13 protein-coding genes are annotated in these 16,337 nt (G+C 63.6%); 4 read left to right on the top strand and 9 right to left on the bottom strand.

All coding sequences use genetic code 11. From position 1 onward, the window contains the following. The first annotated feature begins 47 nt into the window (after nt 1–47). The gene (locus tag M8523_RS30895; RefSeq protein ID WP_282588693.1) at nt 48–611 is read left to right on the top strand and encodes a TetR/AcrR family transcriptional regulator; all 564 of its coding nucleotides are present in this window, start codon (nt 48–50) and stop codon (nt 609–611) included. A 264-nt stretch (nt 612–875) separates the two neighbouring features. Beyond that, the gene (locus M8523_RS30890) at nt 876–1,193 is read left to right on the top strand and encodes a hypothetical protein (RefSeq protein ID WP_282588692.1); all 318 of its coding nucleotides are present in this window, start codon (nt 876–878) and stop codon (nt 1,191–1,193) included. A 42-nt stretch (nt 1,194–1,235) separates the two neighbouring features. Here the strand turns inward: M8523_RS30890 and M8523_RS30885 are convergent, their stop codons facing one another. Both M8523_RS30885 and M8523_RS30880 read right to left on the bottom strand, forming a co-directional pair. Further along, on the bottom strand, nt 1,236–1,580 hold the full coding sequence (locus M8523_RS30885) for a hypothetical protein (RefSeq protein ID WP_282588691.1): 345 nt from the start codon (nt 1,578–1,580) through the stop codon (nt 1,236–1,238). After that, complete coding sequence (locus tag M8523_RS30880; protein WP_282588690.1) at nt 1,573–2,013, bottom strand: hypothetical protein; 441 nt, start codon at nt 2,011–2,013, stop codon at nt 1,573–1,575. The genes M8523_RS30885 and M8523_RS30880 overlap by 8 nt, the downstream gene beginning before the upstream one ends. Nucleotides 2,014–2,533: 520 nt before the next feature. Here M8523_RS30880 and M8523_RS30875 point away from each other — a divergent pair. Beyond that, nucleotides 2,534–5,425: a MobA/MobL family protein gene (locus M8523_RS30875; RefSeq protein ID WP_345894337.1), complete on the top strand. Its 2,892-nt coding sequence runs from the start codon at nt 2,534–2,536 to the stop codon at nt 5,423–5,425. Between the two features lie 228 nt (nt 5,426–5,653). Here the strand turns inward: M8523_RS30875 and M8523_RS36945 are convergent, their stop codons facing one another. The 7 genes from M8523_RS36945 to M8523_RS30845 form a co-directional block, all read right to left on the bottom strand. Beyond that, on the bottom strand, nt 5,654–5,836 hold the full coding sequence (locus tag M8523_RS36945) for a hypothetical protein (RefSeq protein WP_428351685.1): 183 nt from the start codon (nt 5,834–5,836) through the stop codon (nt 5,654–5,656). 227 nt (nt 5,837–6,063) lie between these two features. Beyond that, complete coding sequence (cas2, locus tag M8523_RS30870) at nt 6,064–6,354, bottom strand: CRISPR-associated endonuclease Cas2 (protein ID WP_282588689.1); 291 nt, start codon at nt 6,352–6,354, stop codon at nt 6,064–6,066. A 3-nt stretch (nt 6,355–6,357) separates the two neighbouring features. Further along, the gene (gene cas1c / locus M8523_RS30865) at nt 6,358–7,929 is read right to left on the bottom strand and encodes a type I-C CRISPR-associated endonuclease Cas1c (RefSeq protein WP_428351696.1); all 1,572 of its coding nucleotides are present in this window, start codon (nt 7,927–7,929) and stop codon (nt 6,358–6,360) included. 103 nt (nt 7,930–8,032) lie between these two features. Beyond that, complete coding sequence (gene cas7c, locus M8523_RS30860; RefSeq protein ID WP_282588688.1) at nt 8,033–8,980, bottom strand: type I-C CRISPR-associated protein Cas7/Csd2; 948 nt, start codon at nt 8,978–8,980, stop codon at nt 8,033–8,035. Then, nucleotides 8,967–10,790 carry a type I-C CRISPR-associated protein Cas8c/Csd1 gene (gene cas8c, locus M8523_RS30855; protein ID WP_282588687.1) on the bottom strand — a complete coding sequence of 608 codons (1,824 nt, stop codon included), beginning with the start codon at nt 10,788–10,790 and terminating at the stop codon, nt 8,967–8,969. The genes cas7c and cas8c overlap by 14 nt, the downstream gene beginning before the upstream one ends. After that, nucleotides 10,787–11,461 carry a type I-C CRISPR-associated protein Cas5c gene (gene cas5c / locus M8523_RS30850; RefSeq protein WP_282588686.1) on the bottom strand — a complete coding sequence of 225 codons (675 nt, stop codon included), beginning with the start codon at nt 11,459–11,461 and terminating at the stop codon, nt 10,787–10,789. The genes cas8c and cas5c overlap by 4 nt, the downstream gene beginning before the upstream one ends. A gap of 352 nt (nt 11,462–11,813) precedes the next feature. Then, nucleotides 11,814–14,144 (bottom strand): CRISPR-associated endonuclease Cas3'', encoded by a 2,331-nt coding sequence (locus tag M8523_RS30845; protein WP_282588685.1) that lies wholly within the window; start codon nt 14,142–14,144, stop codon nt 11,814–11,816. Between the two features lie 1,182 nt (nt 14,145–15,326). On the opposite strand from M8523_RS30845, the gene M8523_RS30840 reads away from it, so the two are divergent. Further along, on the top strand, nt 15,327–16,061 hold the full coding sequence (locus M8523_RS30840; protein ID WP_282588684.1) for a transporter substrate-binding domain-containing protein: 735 nt from the start codon (nt 15,327–15,329) through the stop codon (nt 16,059–16,061). The last annotated feature ends 276 nt before the right edge of the window (nt 16,062–16,337 follow it).

Below are 16,337 nucleotides of genomic sequence, written 5' to 3'. Positions count from 1 at the left end.
TGGCTATCTATCGGTTGGTAGGCGACCGGATCGAGGCGGAGATCAGGATGAGCACGAACGCGAAGGAAGCCATTCTTGCGGCTGCCCGTCGCACTGCGCAGGCGCATGGCTACGGAGGGCTGAACTTCCGGGAGCTGGCTGCAGAGGTCGGCATCAAGGCTGCAAGCATCTACCACCACTTCCCGAGCAAGGCCGACCTGGGCGCCGCAGTCGCAAGACGCTACTGGGAGGATACGGCGACCGGTCTCGAGGCCTTATCCGCCGAAACGCCCGACCCAGCTCGCCGCATCCGCCAATATCCAGGGATCTTTCGGACATCCCTCGAGAACAACAATCGCATGTGCCTGTGCAGCTTCATGGCTGCCGAATACGACGATCTGCCAGAACCGGTGCAGAAAGAGGTTCAGGCCTTTACCGACGTCAATGTGGCGTGGCTCAGCAAGGAATTGGTGGCATCGGCCGTTGTCAGTGCTGAGGACAGTCAAAGCCGAGCTAGCGCCATCTTCGCTGCAGTCGCCGGTGCTCAACTTATTGCGCGAAGCCGGTCGAATGTCGCAGTGTACGACGGCCTGATCGATAGCTATCGCGCTGCTGGTCTCCTCCCCGCATAGTCCGGCTTCGACCATGGCAGCGGATTGCTGCATGCTGGGACGCGCGACAACCTACATCCTATGACTGTCTGCGAGCGCTCGTGTTCACTCACTGAGCGGACATTCCGCTTTCGGCCAACTCGTCCTATCCGCAAGCGCTGATCTCCCAGTGCCATATCGGCCGTGGGAGAACAGTGATGGTGACGATGATTGGAAGGCCGCCCACGCTGCGCAGGCGTCCGAGGCCCACGCCGGGTCGGCTCCGCTCACGGCGGGATCGGCCGCGTGATGGCAGCGTCGTTCCTGGCCTACGTGCTGGTCGTCGGCGCAGTGGTCTGCGCCTGCACGTTGCGCTTCCTTCCTGCGCGAGCGGGAGGATGGGTCACCGCCGAGCTGTCGGCTTGGCTCCTCTACGTCGGAACTCTTGGCCTCATGGGAGTGCTTCGCAATCCTGACATGCGACCGCCCGGCAGTGCCTTCGTGCTGCTGCCGGTCGCGGCATTCATCGTCGTCGTCGCCTGGTCCCTTAGCGGACGGCGTGTTGCCACGTTCGTCCCGCTTGCGCTGCTACTGGCGCGCAGTGCTTCCGGATCGGCGCTGTGACGCCGATCTGCAGACCGGATCGTGTGCCGATCCGGTCTCCGGTCATTTCGAGTTCCCACTGTCGGTGCGATTTTGATCACGATCCATTGCCGCGGCCAATCGGATGATTTTTTCGCTCTGCTCTTGATCGACCTCAAGGTTGAACTTCTGCCGGTTTCTACCCAGCATTGCTACTGCAGCATCCGGGTCGCCCATGGCATCTGAGATCCACCGAGCAATTTTTTCGGATTGGGCCGCACCGACAATGGATGCTGCCATATCCAGCGCGTAAGCAAGCGGGATCGTCGCCTTCCCATTATGGACGTGGGCTCCATAGATTGATTCCGTCAATTTGATGGTCAGCGAGACCGCCTCGGCAGGGCTGAGGCCTAGTTCTAGGTTATTCATGATCAGCCTGCTCTGTAACTCCGTCGTTCTTCTGCGTCGAAGCATCGCTGGGCACCACCGATGAGGTGCTTGCAGGGCCCGGTTGGTTTGCCAACCAGCTGAAAAACTTGGCCTCGTGTTGTATAAAGGACTTCATCTTCTGGGAAGCCGCGCGGGCAAGCTTCGCGTTATCCTGCGCCTTTTTTATCCGATCCCGCTCGGTAGCCAGCTCGCGATCGTACTCTTCCTGAAATGGACCAGGCGGAATTTTTTGATCGGCCATAGCTAGAAGAACGTCAGACCGAGTAGCTTCATTTAGGGTCTCTCCAAGCACTGACCAGCACAAGGATGTCTGCGTTTTTTCACGACAGGCGAGAACGGCGTGACCTATAGCCATGGCTGCCGCATCGCGGCGCTCAAGCTCGATACGCCGGTGTTTACTGCCTTTATTCATATTCTCTCCTGTGCAGGTGATGGTTCTTGCATGACCACAGATATCGCCTGCGATTCACCTGTGACGTAGCTCTAGGGTAATCACGATTCGCGAAAAGCAAAGCGTGAAAAAACGATACAGATTAGCCGTTGAGGACATTTCTTGTTGACATGCAATGAGCCCGGCGCGCAGTGATTCGTGCAGCGCCTGTTGCATATAGCGGAGTCGATGACCTCTACGGTCTTGATTTTAGCCAGCGGCATTGCAAAAATCGCATCGTGAAAACTCACTTTGAATCCTCGCTGCCAACTCAAATGGCCCGCTTAAGCAATTTTTTTAACGAAAAATTGCCGTGAGAACGGCTGCGCGGGTCGCTTCACCACCGGCTGATCCGCAGGGCGGACCATCCGGTGCAGCGCGAAGCCGAACCGGCTTTTTCCATTTCAATTTAACCTGGATCGGCTGCGATCCCGGGCGAATAACGTCCCTCGCGGTCGCGAATTATATCAATGGCGGCGCAATCGAGACCCGTGACCTTTCCATGGCGACCCACGCCTTGCTGTCATCGCACCTCGGTCCTGCTGACGCCGAGAGGCTTTCCGAGTATTTGAATCGTAGCGGCCGAAAGAAGGCTGAAGCGGACCTCGGGGCCCATGTGCTCTGCAAGAGAGGCCTGGATGTCGAGACCGGCGCACAGATGGCAAGGGCGTTGGACGCAAGGGAGCGGAAGCCAGATCGCTCATACCGGCGCTATGGAGGACGCTTGCCGCGGGTTGCAGTCCACTGCATCGGCTCCTTGCGGTGGGGGATTACGCACGAGCAGTCGGCTAAGATGCTGACCGACTTTGTGACGAGATTGTCAGATCAGTTGCAGGTAACGGCCGAAGGCCGCGTTCATATCGTAGATGGTCGGCCTGACCATGTGCACATCTGGCTGGGCACGCGAACGGTTGTGAACGGCCGCATCGGCAAGAAACAACGGAAACTCGATGCCGTTTCAAAAAAAGCTGACGGAAACGGCATCGACGTTGGCGGTCGGCAAATCGGCCCGACATGCGAGTGGATGCGGGCGGAGTGGGCTCAGCTGAACCGTGAAATGAGCGGCGATCACGAGGTCGATCATCGAAGCTTCGCCCGACGCGGGCTCGCGATCCGGCCCGTCAGCAATGTGCCTCGTGCAGACATCGAGCTCGAACGGCGCCGCGGAACGGCAACATGGCGGACCCGGCGAGCGCACGAACTCGGCGAGCGCGCGGTGCGGCCGGTCCCATCTGACGATGTTTTGGCAGAGCCAGAAAGCAACCGCACAATTATCGATGGATTTACCGGTTTGCCATCTGTCGACCAGCGAGACCGCTCTCCGAGCGAAGAGCTCGAGTGTGCATCAGGCGGCGGAACTCAACGAGCGGGTGGCGATAGCAGTTCTGAACACGGGCATAGTCCCGCAGTGGCCCAACACAGGCGTGAGGCCTTTCTGCAGGCTGTTGGCGAGCGTGCTCACGGGCTTGCGCAAGCCCTGGGCCTTCTCCCGGGGAAGGTCGAAACTGGTGCAGCGGACTTTGGCTTCAATCAGTCACAGATCGATGCCCTGGCACAGGTCCTGGCCCGACAAAGAGCGGAAACAGAGTCGCTCCCAACAACTCACACCGCGACCGATCGCCGAAAATCGGCGCCCAAAACCATCCCTGGGACGTCAAGTGTCGCTGCGACCTCAAAGACTCTCGTGCCGCCCGATCGGGAACACGACACCGATCGTCGTCGTCAACACTCCACGTTTGCGCCAGAGGTCGAGCACGCGATCACGCTGGCTCAGATTTTCGATCGCCGCCGCCGCTTGTCTAAGGTGCGAATTGCCGAGGTCGCCACCATCGTCGGAGTTGAGGTAGAGATTTTCGAAGCTGTCCTGACGACGGCGAATGTTCGCCAGAGGAGCACATCGCAACAAACGGCTGACTGGTCGGCATCCCTGCGAAGTCTCGATAACAAGTGGAAGATGGAGGACAACGAAGCTCGGCGCGACCGGCGGCGGAAGCGGGATCCCCAGCAACGGGGTAACCCTGGCATTCGCAAAGGCGACGTTGTTGCACAATCGGCTCAGAGTGGCGGGGCGATAGACGTGGATCCCAGCGCCGGTACGGCGAGTGACACCAGACATCCCAGCGAGGGTCAGCAGCCTGACACCACTTGCGGTCCCCGTGTGGTGCGAGCCATCACGGTGAGCGAGTCGCAAGGGGTGCTGAAACCCGATGTCGCGCGGCCAATGCAGCCCGACGACCCCGAAACTGAATTCAGCCTGCGACAGGCTCGATTCGAGGCCCATAAGTCGGATCTCGAACTACTCGCGCAACGCACAGGGAAGCCTTGGAAAACAGACGCCGGCCTTGAGCGCGCGGTTGCATGCAGGCTTCGAGCCGCAGGGCATGACAGGGCAGAAGTCGAGCGTGTGTTGGACGCCTGCGCGGCTCCGGGTGACCCGCGCGATCGAAAGAAACGGATTTCGGTCACGGTCAGTCATGCCTTCTCAGAGGAAGCAGCGAAGAGGTTCCTGAGCATTCCCAATTTTGTTATTCGAGTGCGGCAGACAGAAGCGAAGGCCGAAGCAAGGTTGTATCGCAGGCTTCGCCGCGAGGCGATGAGCCAGATCGAACAAGACCTTAAAGCCCTCTGGCTTGAGCGCCGCCTGCGCGCCGAAGAGGTGACTGAGCGGCGGACCGCGCGGCTTCGGATTTTAGCTGAGGTTCGCCGGCGTGTGCGGAGGGTCGGCCGCCATGACCTAATCCTTCGCATTTTGTCCCTTACGGTCGAGCTTGCGGTAATCCGCCCGCTCGTCAACCGGGAAAAGAGAGAAGCAAATCGACAGCTAGCAGACCTGTACAACGCCGCCGTGCAAAAATCGGCGGACCTGCGATCGCTGAAGGCGGAACTGCGCTTAGTTGCCAAAGGAAAGGATGTGGCGCCGCAGACAACTGCGGGGCCTGTGTTACGAGAGGAGCGCAATCCGCGTCAGGACCATCCGGAACGTTCTGGTGACGGTGAGCGACCGGCGCAGGAGGGCCCGTCAGGCGAGCGCCAAAATCCAGAGCCGATCAACGGCGAGGATGCCGGGAACCAAGCCGAGAGCCTGGATCATACCGCACGCTTGCGCCTTGTTGCCGACGTCGCCCTCGTTCTGATCGCTAAAAACTTTCCATGGCACGACGTTGCAAAGCCCCTGTGCAGGCTCGCCGAAGTCGATGGTAGCCGCTTGTGGAAGGAGGCTCATAACTCATGCCAACGCCAGTTCAATCATCGCCGGCCTCGATCCGTGGCGGGCGCCGACATCAACAATGTGTGGCGTCAAGCGCTTGCAACAGCCAGGCATGCCAATTGGCATGAGCTCGGCAGGGTGGTGACGGAGTTCAGCGCAGGGAGAGGTGGTCGCGGGATCGATTGAAGTATTGCTCTCAGTCGCCTGCCGCGGAAGAGAAGAAGGGAGGAGCTGTGCCGACTAAGATAAAACCGTCGGGCCCGGATTGGCATTGAAGTTGCCGTTGGGCTTTGAGATGTGTGCGTTGAGTTTCGGCTTGGTGAGCCGCTCGTTCCATTTCTCGCTCGACAGATTGTTTCGATCCGCGCCCCCATGAAGGGGCGACATCCGAGCAAGGGCGCCGAGCAACGGCACTCACGTTTCGATCCGCGCCCCCGTGAAGGGGCGACGACGCTGCGCAAGCAGCTTGCCGATGTGCATGAGTTTCGATCCGCGCCCCGTGAAGGGGCGACACGCTGTCTCATCCACATTGCTGTCGGCGTAGATGTTTCGATCCGCGCCCCCGTGAAGGGGCGACCAGCCGACCTCGACCGTCACGGCACGGGAGGTGCTGTTTCGATCCGCGCCCCCGTGAAGGGGCGACCGGGTGGGTATATCAGATTGATTGCCCGACGAATTCTACTTTCATTGCGCGAACACGGCGCCCCATACCGTCTCTTGGCAGAAATATTTAAGTCTGCCCACGAATTGCTAAACGAGACGAGACATTTAAGGGTTTCGCGAAGCATCGACGGACTGCATGGGCGCTTGTGGTTCGCGCGGAGCTAAAAGACAAGCGGTCCGTCGAGGTTTAGGGATGGTTTTGCGCCGACATGCTCGACGCGGCGGCGGCCATCGGCGCCGAGGCGATAGAAGCGGAGGCTGTCTCGATCCGGGTCGATAAGGCCGATGAGCCGCGCCCGCAAAGCCGTCCATTGCGCCGGCCCCACTTCGCATTCGAAAACGGAATTTTGCACGCGCTGGCCGAAGTCGAGGCAGGCGCGGGCAACGCGGCGTAGACGCGTCCGGCAGGTCGGGCTTTCGGTGTTCACGTCATAGGCGACAAGCATCAGCAAGGGTCATTTCCAGACGAAGGCGGGATAGCCGTCGAGGTCGCCGCGAAGGTGGCGGGCGAGCATCTGGGCCTGCGCATGGGCCACAAGGCCGAAGGGCATCGCCTCGTCGAGAAACGGGTGACGCAACTCGTCGCGCTTGCGCTCCTGCCAGGCCACAAGGACCCGGCCGCGCGCCTCGTCGGTCAGGCGGACGCCACCGGTTACCTCCATCACGAAATCGTCGGCCGCGAGCTGACGGCGATTGACCAGGCTGAGCGCAAGCCGGTCGGCCAGAACGGGTCGCAGTTCTTCCATGAGGTCGAGCGCGAGGCTCGCACGTCCTGGCTTGTCGGCATGCAGGAACCCGACTTGAGGGTCGAGACCGTGGGATTCGAGCGCCGCGCGGCAGTCGTGGCCGAGCATGGCATAGAGGAAGGAGAGCAGCGCGTTGATCCGGTCGAGCGGCGGCCGGCGTGAGCGCCCGCCGAAGCGAAACGCGAGATCGTCGAGGCGGATCAGAACGGGAAAGACGGCGAAGTAGGTGGCGGCAGCCTCGCCCTCGATACCGCGTAGGCCATCGACGTCGGTCACCTTCAAGGTCCGGCGTATGATGTCTGTGAGGCGGGCCTCGGCGGCCGCGAGCATCGCCAGGGCGTCCGGCTGCAGGCTGTCGGAATGGTCGCGCATGGCCCGGCGCAATACGGTCCGCTGGTTCGCGGCCTTGGCAGCCACGATGCCGCGCACGATCACAGCGCTGCGCGCTGAATCGCCCGCCGCTGCAAACTGGGCGCGGCGCAGCAGCACGTTGCCGGTGCGAGGCCCTTCCACGCGCGCCAGGAAGCGGCCATTCGGGTCGAGGAACGACAGGGCGATGCCGTTCTCGGCGCAGGCCACCATCAGGGCCGGCGAGGCCCCGGGACGCCCAAAGGTGACGACGCCCTCCAGCATGTGCAGCGGCACGCGGCCGCGCTCGGCGCCCTCCACCTCGACCACCAGATTGGCACCGTCCTTGCGCAGCCAGGCGCCCTCGCTGGTGACATAGACGGTGTTGCGCAACCGGCGCATCAGCTCTCCACCTGGCCAGCGAGCCACGGCCGGCGGCTTTTCTAACCGGGCTGGCTGGCAGAGGGTTTCAAGCGAGCAGCGGCGGCAGGCGGGCATGCGCTTCGGCGACGGGGTGGTGCGGCTCGCCAGGGTGGCCCGGGTAGCGACCGCGACGTCGGCCGTCAACGCTCGCAACGCCGCGTCGAAGATCACAGCGGTGCGCCGGCGCGGCTCGCCGTAAAACAGCGCCCCCTCCGGAACCGCTGTGCCGAACATTTCTTCAAGGCAGATCGCCTGAGCGCAGAGCTGAACCTCGTCGGCCCGATGCGCCTTGGGCTTGCCCCGCTTGTACTCGACCGGAAAGGGCCGCGGCGGCTTTCCGCGGAACTCCACCGCATCGGCCTTGCCCGTGACGCCGAGAGCAAGCGAGCGGAGCGCGAGGCCCCGCGCCAAAGTCACGGCCGGCCGACTCTCGCGCCCGCCAGCATCCACCGTCTCGTGCAGTACCCGCCCTTCCGCGGTCGCCGCATCCTCAGCCCAGAGCTGCTCGATGTGGATCAGCGCGCATTGCCGCGGGCAGAACAGGTGGTGCTGCAGCGCCTAGAGCGGGATGAGGGCGTCCTCGGCGGCGGGCTCGAGAACCGCCGATGCCATATCAGCCCACGTCGATGGTGGTGACGAGCTGCCGCAAGGGGGCGCCGTCGAGCCGCACGACATAGTCATCGAAACTGCGCGCCGGCGGCCAGTTGTCCGTTTCCGTGGCCCCGATCGGATGCTGCCGGCCCTGATGGGCCCGGTGGACATCGACGCGCTTGAAGAGATCCTGCGCCGCCGCATTGCCCAGCGCGGTCGTGTGCCTGAACACCACGAGCGCGCGCGTGGCCATCTCGCCCCGCGCCGCCGAACGGTCGTGGTCGAACATGGCTGTCAGCGCCTCGAACAGCAGCGCCAAATCAGCGTCGGAGAAGCCCGTGCCCTTGGTCGGATGCGAGGCAAGCGGCGCGGAGACGAAGCCGTGGGCGCGATAAAGACCGTAGGGCACGATGTGCTTGCGCCCCATTGTGCGACCACCCTTGGCCTCGGCGTCGGCCTCCGTGGTGGCCGCCATGCGCGTGATGGAGATTTCCAGCGGCAGCACAGGCTCGACCGAGCGGCCGAAGGCGAGTTGCACGGGGCCGCGCACCTGGCCCGCGTTGACGCCCGTGGTCATCACGGCCCCAAAGGTGCGGATGTCCCAAAAATTGGCGCACATCCAGCGCGTCAGCTCGCGCGCCTTCGCCTCCTCTTTGGGCAGCCGCTTCATCTCCTCGGGCTTCGTCACCTCGGGCATCACGGCCGTCCAGCCGCGTTTGTGTTCGAGGTTGAGGGTCGCGCCCTCGCGCATGTAGATTTCATGGCCCTTTGCGTCGGGGCGGGCCAGCGCCACGTAGTTGCGGATCTTGCGCTTGAGCGCGACATCGGAGACGAGCCCCTGGTTTGTCTCGGGATCGAGCCGTGGCAGGTTGCCTGCGTCTGGGTCGCCGTTCGGGTTGCCGTTGCTGACGTCGAAGAACAAGACGAACTCGTGACGCCGCGTGACGCCGCTTGTCTCAGACGTTGTCATTCGTTTCCCCTTCCTCGGGCTCGATGTCCTGAGTATCGAGCGTCGCGGCGACGTCCGGCCGCTTGGCGAACTGCGCCTGCCGCTGGTGATAGAAGCCGATGGCGAAGCGCCCCTGCGCCTCGAGCTTCAGGCTGCGCGGCAGCGCAGCTGGCAGGCGGTCGACGATCTCGCCGATCTCGCGCTCGATCCACCCGTCCTTATGGTCCTTGCGCAGCTTGCCGATGTGGTTCTGCACGCCGCGCAGCAGCAGTGGGAAGACGATGGCGGGCGTCGCCGAGGCGGCGCCGAAGTAGCGGTCGCGGATCGTCGCGTTGACGCGGCCGAGCGCGAGGCGCTGCGCGGTCTCGAGCGCGGCGAAGAGCCGGCCGAGCTGGTAGGCGGGGTCATCGAAGTCCTTGGCGAGGCTCACGGGAATCTCCTGGGTGCGTTCGGCATCGGGGCTGCGGCGCCGGTCGCGTTCAAGCACGGCGCGGATCGCGGCCGCGTGCCAGCCGGTGGACGGGTCGTCGCCGGCCCGCAGGCGGATCAGGGCGGCCCCGAGCCAGGTGCGCGGATAGCGAGTACCGCCGAGCACGGCGCGCATCACCTCGCCGGCGAGCAGTGGCGGGATGTTATCGAACTTCTCCTGCAGGGCCATGGTCTTGGCGAGCAGGCGGCTGACCGACGGCGTCTTGCGGCCCCAGCCCTTTGGTGGCGGCTCGAGGCACAAGTCCCGTTGATGGTCGAGCAGCCGCTGCGCGAAGGCCTCGAACGTGTCGTCGAGCCAATAACGGACCGACAGGCGCGCGGCATTCGGCGACAGGCCGAGCACGTGGAAGCGCGTGCCCGGCCGCAGGGCCGGTCGGGCCTCTTGCGGCCGGCCGGCCGCGACCTTGGAGAGAGCGTCGCCGAGTTTTGCGGTTTCCTGGGCATCGTCGTCGGTCGGCTGCGGTTCGACGATTTCAAAGAACAGGGCTTCGGCCGCGACTGCCGCTTCCTCGCTCACGGTCGCCGACGTGTCGGCCCAGAACGCGACCGTGGCGTCGCCGATGGGCCGGGACAGGCGGTTGCGGCTGCTGCGGTCGAGCATGCGGTTCAGTGCAGCGCCATACTGAAAGGCGGCCGTTTCCGAGGTCGGCGCATTCGCACCCTGCTCCTTGCCGAGGGACGTGAAGGCGTCGCGGTTGAAGGACACGAGCGCTGCCCCGGAGCTTTGCGCGCCCTGGACACCCTTGATGCTCGGATGCAGGCGCTGGACGGCGCCGCGCGTGCCCGTGACGAGGCAGATCTCGCCCTCCGCCCTGCTCGTGGTGTCGGCTGCCGCGAGAAGGGTGCGGGCCGCCTCGCGCTCGTGGACGAAGCCGGGCTCGCCTTCAAGCCGGAACACGATATTGGCGTCAAGCATCTCAGAACGGAAGGGGGCCGCATCGAAAGCGGAGGGCTGCCACTGCCCAAGGAACCGCAGCAGCGCCACAAGACCCTCGTCGGTGGCGCCTGCGAGAAGGTCGCGATGGAGCGCCTTGAAAGCGGCGTGCTCTCGCGAAGTGCGATGATCGGGTCCGGCGGTGCGACCAAGAACGTATGCGGTCTTGTCCCAAAAGCGGTTCGCCAGGATATTGGAAGCTCGCTTCACGGCGGCCGGCACTTCGCGCAGCACCGGCTGCAGCTTCTTGCCGCTGGGCGCGCGAATGTCGAGCACGTCGAGCGGCGTGCCGTCCCCCGAGAGCACGACTACGAAGCTGATCTTCTCGCGCGAGAAGCCGGGCCGCTCGGCCTCGCCGCGCGCCGCCATGCGCCCATAATAGCCGTCGAGCGACTGGAGAATGGTCATGCGACCGTGCCTTCCGCGAGGCAGCGCTGCACGTCGAGCACGCCGTCGTCGAGGCGGGCGTGAAAGAAGCGGGAGGTGCGCTCGGGCCAGGCGATGTCGTGCAGCATCCAGCCGAAGTCACGGCCGCGCTGGTCCGCCGGCAGCCGCGAGGGCGGCAGCGCGGCCTCGGGCGCCAGTATCGCGAAATCCGCCGTGAACTCGCGCGTGCCGAGGCAGGGCCGGTGGAAGCATTGGCCGGTTTCGGCGCGGCGATTGAAGATGCTGATGTATTTGGCGGCGCTGTCGGCCGGCCCGGCCTTGTCGGTCAGCGCAAAATGCGCCTCGATCACGTAGTCTACGTCGACCAGCATCGTCGTGGCACGCTGTTGGCGGTTGTCCTCCACGACGAGGCCGAGCCCCGCGGTCGTGCCGGCCCGCATGGCGCGCTCGGCCATCGTGGCCGAAGCCTTCGCCCCGACCTCGTTGCGACGAAAGGACTGGAAGCGAATTGGGTTGAGCACGTGGATGCGGTCCACCACCCAGCGCATCTGCGGCTTCCACAGGATGGCTTCGAGGATGCCCCGGGCGGCCGAGGGGGTCATCATGTCATATGAGACCCTTTCAACTTTCATCTCCGGGCGCGTAAAACAGGCGCGCTCGCCCCAGACCCGCAGGCGGATGCCATAGCTCATGCAAAGCCCTCCCAGGAATACTCTATTCAAAGACTACAAAATCGAAGCAGTTCAATAGAGTTACACACAGGAGAACTTGATCACCGGAAGAGAGTACCCCGGATGATTGGAATCAGGGGTACTCCTGTCAGGCTAGCCTCACGCAACGCTGCAGTGTTTCGATCCGCGCCCAATTGAGAAGCGACCTATTATGGGTTCAATGATCAAAACCACCTTTCCATCGGCATCGACCGTAACGGTAATCCTTGGCAGGCGTCGTGACATCGCAGTTCCTCCACGATGCCAATCTGGAGCGGCAAAGGCTTCCTGTGAACGCTGTCGCATCTAGGCTCAAAGTAACGATGCAGTGAATTTACAAGACGTTGCTCCAAACCCCCCGCTCCAGCGGCGCCCTCAGGCGAACGCCGGTGTCCTCGTCGTAGTGTTCCAATCCCTCGAAACGGAGCAGCGCGTCGCCGAGCGCCGGATGGACCGGCCGAAGCACGCCGAGGGCCAGCCATTCTGACCGGACCTTGCGCGGGATGGCGACGACATAGCGTTGCAGCCTCCGCAGGTCCGGGCCAAGCGGCTTGTCCATGGCTGCGACGCGCCGCAGGATGGTTTCGCACGTGTCATCGCCCGGCGCGGCCCGCCAGGGGACGATCACCGGCTCCATCACCTCCTCGATCACGCGAAACGCCTGCCCGATGGAGGCGAAGGGAAAGGCGAGCAGCGGGTCCTTCTCTCCATTTTGCGGTGCGCGCTCGGCGATCTTTTGCAGGATCGGATAGGTCTCGCCCTCGAGGCGGGCGGCGTCGAGCGCCTCGGGCCCTTTTTGCCAATAGACCTCGCCGAAATAGGACCGTATGGCGGCAGGGGCGAGCGGGTCGCCGCTCCCGCGGAGAACGGCGCGGGCCGCCTGCCAAGCGTGTTCGAACTCCGGCGACAGGACCGCTTCGGCCGGTTCGAACACCACCACGCGCCCGAGCTCTTTGCGCTTGCCCTCGCGGTTGCAGCGCCCGGCCGCCTGCGCGATTGAATCGAGGCCGGCCGCGGCACGCCAGACCTCCGGCAGATCGATGTCGACGCCTGCCTCGATAAGCGAGGTCGAGACGATGCGGACGGGCGCTCCGGCCTTAAGGCGCCGCCGTGCCTCGGCTAGCACGATGCGGCGATGGGCCGGGCACATGAGGGTGGATAGGTGCATGGCCCCCGGTAGCTCGCGGATGGCGCCGAACAGCGCCTGGGCGTGACCGCGTGAATTGACGATGCAGAGCATCTGCACCTGCGCCGCGAAGCGGGCTGCGATTTCGGCGTCGGTGATCGGTTGTTCGAGCCGCTCGATCGCAACGCGCTTCAGGCGCGCCGCAAGGCCTTCCGGATCGGGCGCGAGTTCTCGGTCTGACGGGATGTTTAGCGCGCTGGAGACGTGGCCTGGCTTGGCTTTGTCGAACCCGTCCTGCACCCGCAGGGCTGGTTGGGTCGCGGTGCAGAGGACCACGCTTGCCCCGTAATTGCGCTGGAGTTCATCGAGAGCCGCCAGGCAGGGGCGCAGCAGGGGCAGCGGCAGGGTCTGGGCCTCGTCGAGCACGATGACGCTTTTCGCGAGGTTATGCAGCTTGCGGCAGCGGCTCGTTCGGTTGGCGAAGAGGCTCTCGAAGAACTGCACGGCTGTGGTCACGACGACGGGCGCCTCCCAGTTCTCGGCGCCGCGGCGCAGCCGGTCGGCCGGGTCGCTGCCACGACCGTCTTCGACGGCGAGGCGGGTCGCTGCCTCCCAGTCGAAGTTCGCATGGTGCTCGAGGATGTCGTCCTGGTTCTCCCCGCCCGGTTCGAGCGCGAGAGCGCTGCGGAAAACGCTCGCGACCTGCTCGATCACCGATGTAAACGGGATGACGTAGATGACGCGCCGTAGCTCGTGGCGGCGCGCATGCTCCAGTGCGAAGGAAAGCGATACTAGGGTCTTGCCGCCTCCGGTCGGGACCGTAAGGGTGAAAAGGCCGGGGGCAAGCGGGGCCTTGCCGATAGCGTGGTCGAGGATGGTGGCACGAAGGGTGTTGACCGCGGTCGCCTCGGCGCTCGCCCGCATGGCGGCCATGAAGCGCTGCAGCCGCTCGTGGAGCACGGGAAGCGGCGTGAAGCCTTCGCGCTCGACGTGCTGCCCGGCCACCTTCGCGTAGAACCTCTCCGTCTCGACGAAATCGGCGTCGACGAGGCACGAGAACAGCATGCGGATGAGGAAGGCGAGCGAGAAGCCGCGGTGCGGGCTCGATCCGCGCAGGCGCGCGCCGCAAACCCCTGCCGGCGGCAGCGGACCCACTTCGGCTTCCCAGCCCGCATAGGTCGGCAGATTCTTTTCAAGCCGGATTCCGAGATCCGGCCCATCCGCGAGCCCGGCATGGTGGCCCGCGATCACAAAGGCTAGCATGCGTCCGATCGGGCCTGGATAGAGGCGCAGCGCCTCGACCGCACCTGCAGTCGAGTGGTCCGGGCCTTGTCCGGTGTCGCTCTCGATGTAGGTCCGAAACGCGGTCGAACATTTCCCGATGTCATGCAACATGCCGGCAGCGCGCGCTAGGGGCGCGACACCGATTGGACTGGCTCGCATCTCACTACTTTCAGCCACGGCTACCGCATGCTCGGCCAGAGTCTCCCAGCATGTCTGCGGGAGATGCGGTACCGAATGGGCGAACACCGCAGTCATGATCGTTGCACTTTCCTGGAGAGCAACTGGCGTTGCAATATTACCGAGGCTCTGGCGCAAAAAAATGCAAGGATGGACCGACACATAGCCGACAAAAACGTATCTGGAAGCCTCTCACCCAAGCAAAAGCGCAGACAAAAATAGTTACTTTGTAACGTAAGTTACGAGCTCACCCATTGTTCAAGGCTCGGGTACTACCTCGATTCCACCTGGTTGACTCTGTCCGACTTCGAACGACCGTCGTCCAACAGAAGACCGCCGCCCCGTTCGCTTCGAGCTGACCGACCCGATACGCGAAGCGCTCGTGGTGTGGTTGAAGAAACGCGTTCTACGCTCGGGCGACTGGCTGTCCCGAGCCGAAGCCATGTCGGCGGCCATGTCACGACGCGGCAGTACCGCCGACTGGTGGACGATTGGGTCACGCTGGCGGGCCATCATTCGGCCGTCTGGTGCAGTCCAAGCAGACTTACTACTGATGAAAACTGGGGCGGCCAACCGGCGCCGCGACCCCCCGAGTTTAGTAGAAAGTTGCAATTGGATCCACGGTTGGCACCGAATGTTCGTGATCGGCCATCAGCTGGCAACGCGTACCGCCAGAAAATCGACTGCCGCGTAGTCGCTGATCAGCCCGCCACTATCAAACCGCTGGTACTTTGTTCAAGCCGACAAAATGTATCCGCTCGGCGATGTGCCGGCGACGGTCGTCTTGACGGTCTCGGCCGACAGGATGGCGATGTTTAGCATCATGTGCGCGCTGCATGTGCTGCCTTCCCGATCGGCAAGGGTTTCGGTGTCCAGCGCAGTGCCATCCGCAAGCTCGCACTACCTCGACCTCGCATTTGCATGAAACTCCTCATCAGGGCGCCCATGAGGCACCCCGAGTCGGCCTGTCGGCAGGTATCACCCGAACTCGGCTGACGATCTCTCGCCGCGATCAATGACGATGACCAGACAGCACTCGATTCTGGCCGGTTCCGGCCGTCGATAGCCTCACTCGGTGAGATCATCTTTTGTTGAAGGGCCGTGCAGCCCCGCACGTACGTCGTGCGACTTCGGACTGGCCCGTGATGAGCTGCAGATCCGTCAGCCGGATCCGTCGCGAGATCTCCCCAAGAGCTTGGGATCGATTTGGGATTTCAATTTTGATTTCCCCCTTCTCAAGTTCAACAAGGATAACACGTCATGGTCAACAATAAGCATACGCTCTCGCCAACGCCTGCACTGAACAACGATCTCCTAGCGGACATCCGTCAACTCTTCACACCTGACGAGATCGAAGTCATCGCGATCGCCGTGGCGGGATCTCCTCCGACGGAGGTGATGATCTTCGGAGAGATGTTCCGCCGGAGGCTTCGCGCGAGCAGCCTTCTTCAGTCGATGGTGCGCCGCTGGTATCTCGATGTCGGTACGCTGGTCGACAAGTTGGAACGTGCGACGCCCGAGATGCGCATCGCATTGGGGAGGGCGGTCGAGGCCTGGTACGACATCTGCCTTCGGGAAGGTCTCTACCCTTGGGGCAGATCCTCGAAGGTCGTCTTGTCGCGGGTTGGCTTACACGCGGTCACCGGACCGGCGGCCTGGGGCTTCGCGGTTGCGATCCATCAGTCCACGTCGACCGAGTTCGTCCTGCGGGACAGCCCGGATGCAATGGACTTCGACCCCATGCCGGATGTCGCGTCACTGGCCCAGGCGGTGCTGGAGCAACACCGGGACTGGATGATGGATCCTGAAGTCGCGTCTCGGCTCGTCACCCAACTCGCGAAGCTGACCGGGCACCGGTACTTCCGCCTTGATGGCCGCCCGGGGCATCCCATCCTGACGGCGATCACCACATCGGCTCTGGCGCACGACTTGGCCGATGGCAGCCTTCGGCACCTGTGGCTGCAAGGCGTCAACGCACCTCGAAGCGGGACGTAAGGCAACCTACGCCAGCTGGGATTGAGCACCTGCCGGTCCCGGAGCGGGAGAAATCCCGCTCCCGGAGATCGGGGGCGCGTGAGCTCGCAACCCGGACCGTGTCTCGGAACAACCCTGCCGTCGCGCGGCCCACCGTTGCGCTCCACCGATCAATGCCCCGTCGGGCCTTCGCGCCAGAGCGAAAGCGGATGACACGGGACGCGTCACTGCTGCTGCGGCGGTGATTGGCATTTCTCTCAAGTCACTCAGTTCTTTTGGGATTTCGATTTGATTTCC

Source organism: Lichenifustis flavocetrariae, from assembly GCF_026130545.1.
GTDB classification, from domain to species: Bacteria; Pseudomonadota; Alphaproteobacteria; order Rhizobiales; family Beijerinckiaceae; genus Lichenihabitans; species Lichenihabitans flavocetrariae.
The sequence above is the reverse complement of the archived record's forward strand: the minus strand, read 5'-3'. Positions and strand labels throughout refer to the sequence as shown.

What these genes read in the sequence shown, in the direction of transcription:
- cas7c (WP_282588688.1), bottom strand. Translation starts at nt 8,980, where the DNA reads ATGACAACGTCTGAGACAAGCGGCGTCACGCGGCGTCACGAGTTCGTC.
- M8523_RS30875 (WP_345894337.1), top strand. Translation starts at nt 2,534, where the DNA reads ATGGCGACCCACGCCTTGCTGTCATCGCACCTCGGTCCTGCTGACGCC.
- M8523_RS30840 (WP_282588684.1), top strand. Translation starts at nt 15,327, where the DNA reads ATGGTCAACAATAAGCATACGCTCTCGCCAACGCCTGCACTGAACAAC.
- cas8c (WP_282588687.1), bottom strand. Translation starts at nt 10,790, where the DNA reads ATGACCATTCTCCAGTCGCTCGACGGCTATTATGGGCGCATGGCGGCG.
- M8523_RS30885 (WP_282588691.1), bottom strand. Translation starts at nt 1,580, where the DNA reads ATGAATAACCTAGAACTAGGCCTCAGCCCTGCCGAGGCGGTCTCGCTG.
- M8523_RS30880 (WP_282588690.1), bottom strand. Translation starts at nt 2,013, where the DNA reads ATGAATAAAGGCAGTAAACACCGGCGTATCGAGCTTGAGCGCCGCGAT.
- M8523_RS30845 (WP_282588685.1), bottom strand. Translation starts at nt 14,144, where the DNA reads ATGACTGCGGTGTTCGCCCATTCGGTACCGCATCTCCCGCAGACATGC.
- M8523_RS30895 (WP_282588693.1), top strand. Translation starts at nt 48, where the DNA reads ATGAGCACGAACGCGAAGGAAGCCATTCTTGCGGCTGCCCGTCGCACT.
- cas5c (WP_282588686.1), bottom strand. Translation starts at nt 11,461, where the DNA reads ATGAGCTATGGCATCCGCCTGCGGGTCTGGGGCGAGCGCGCCTGTTTT.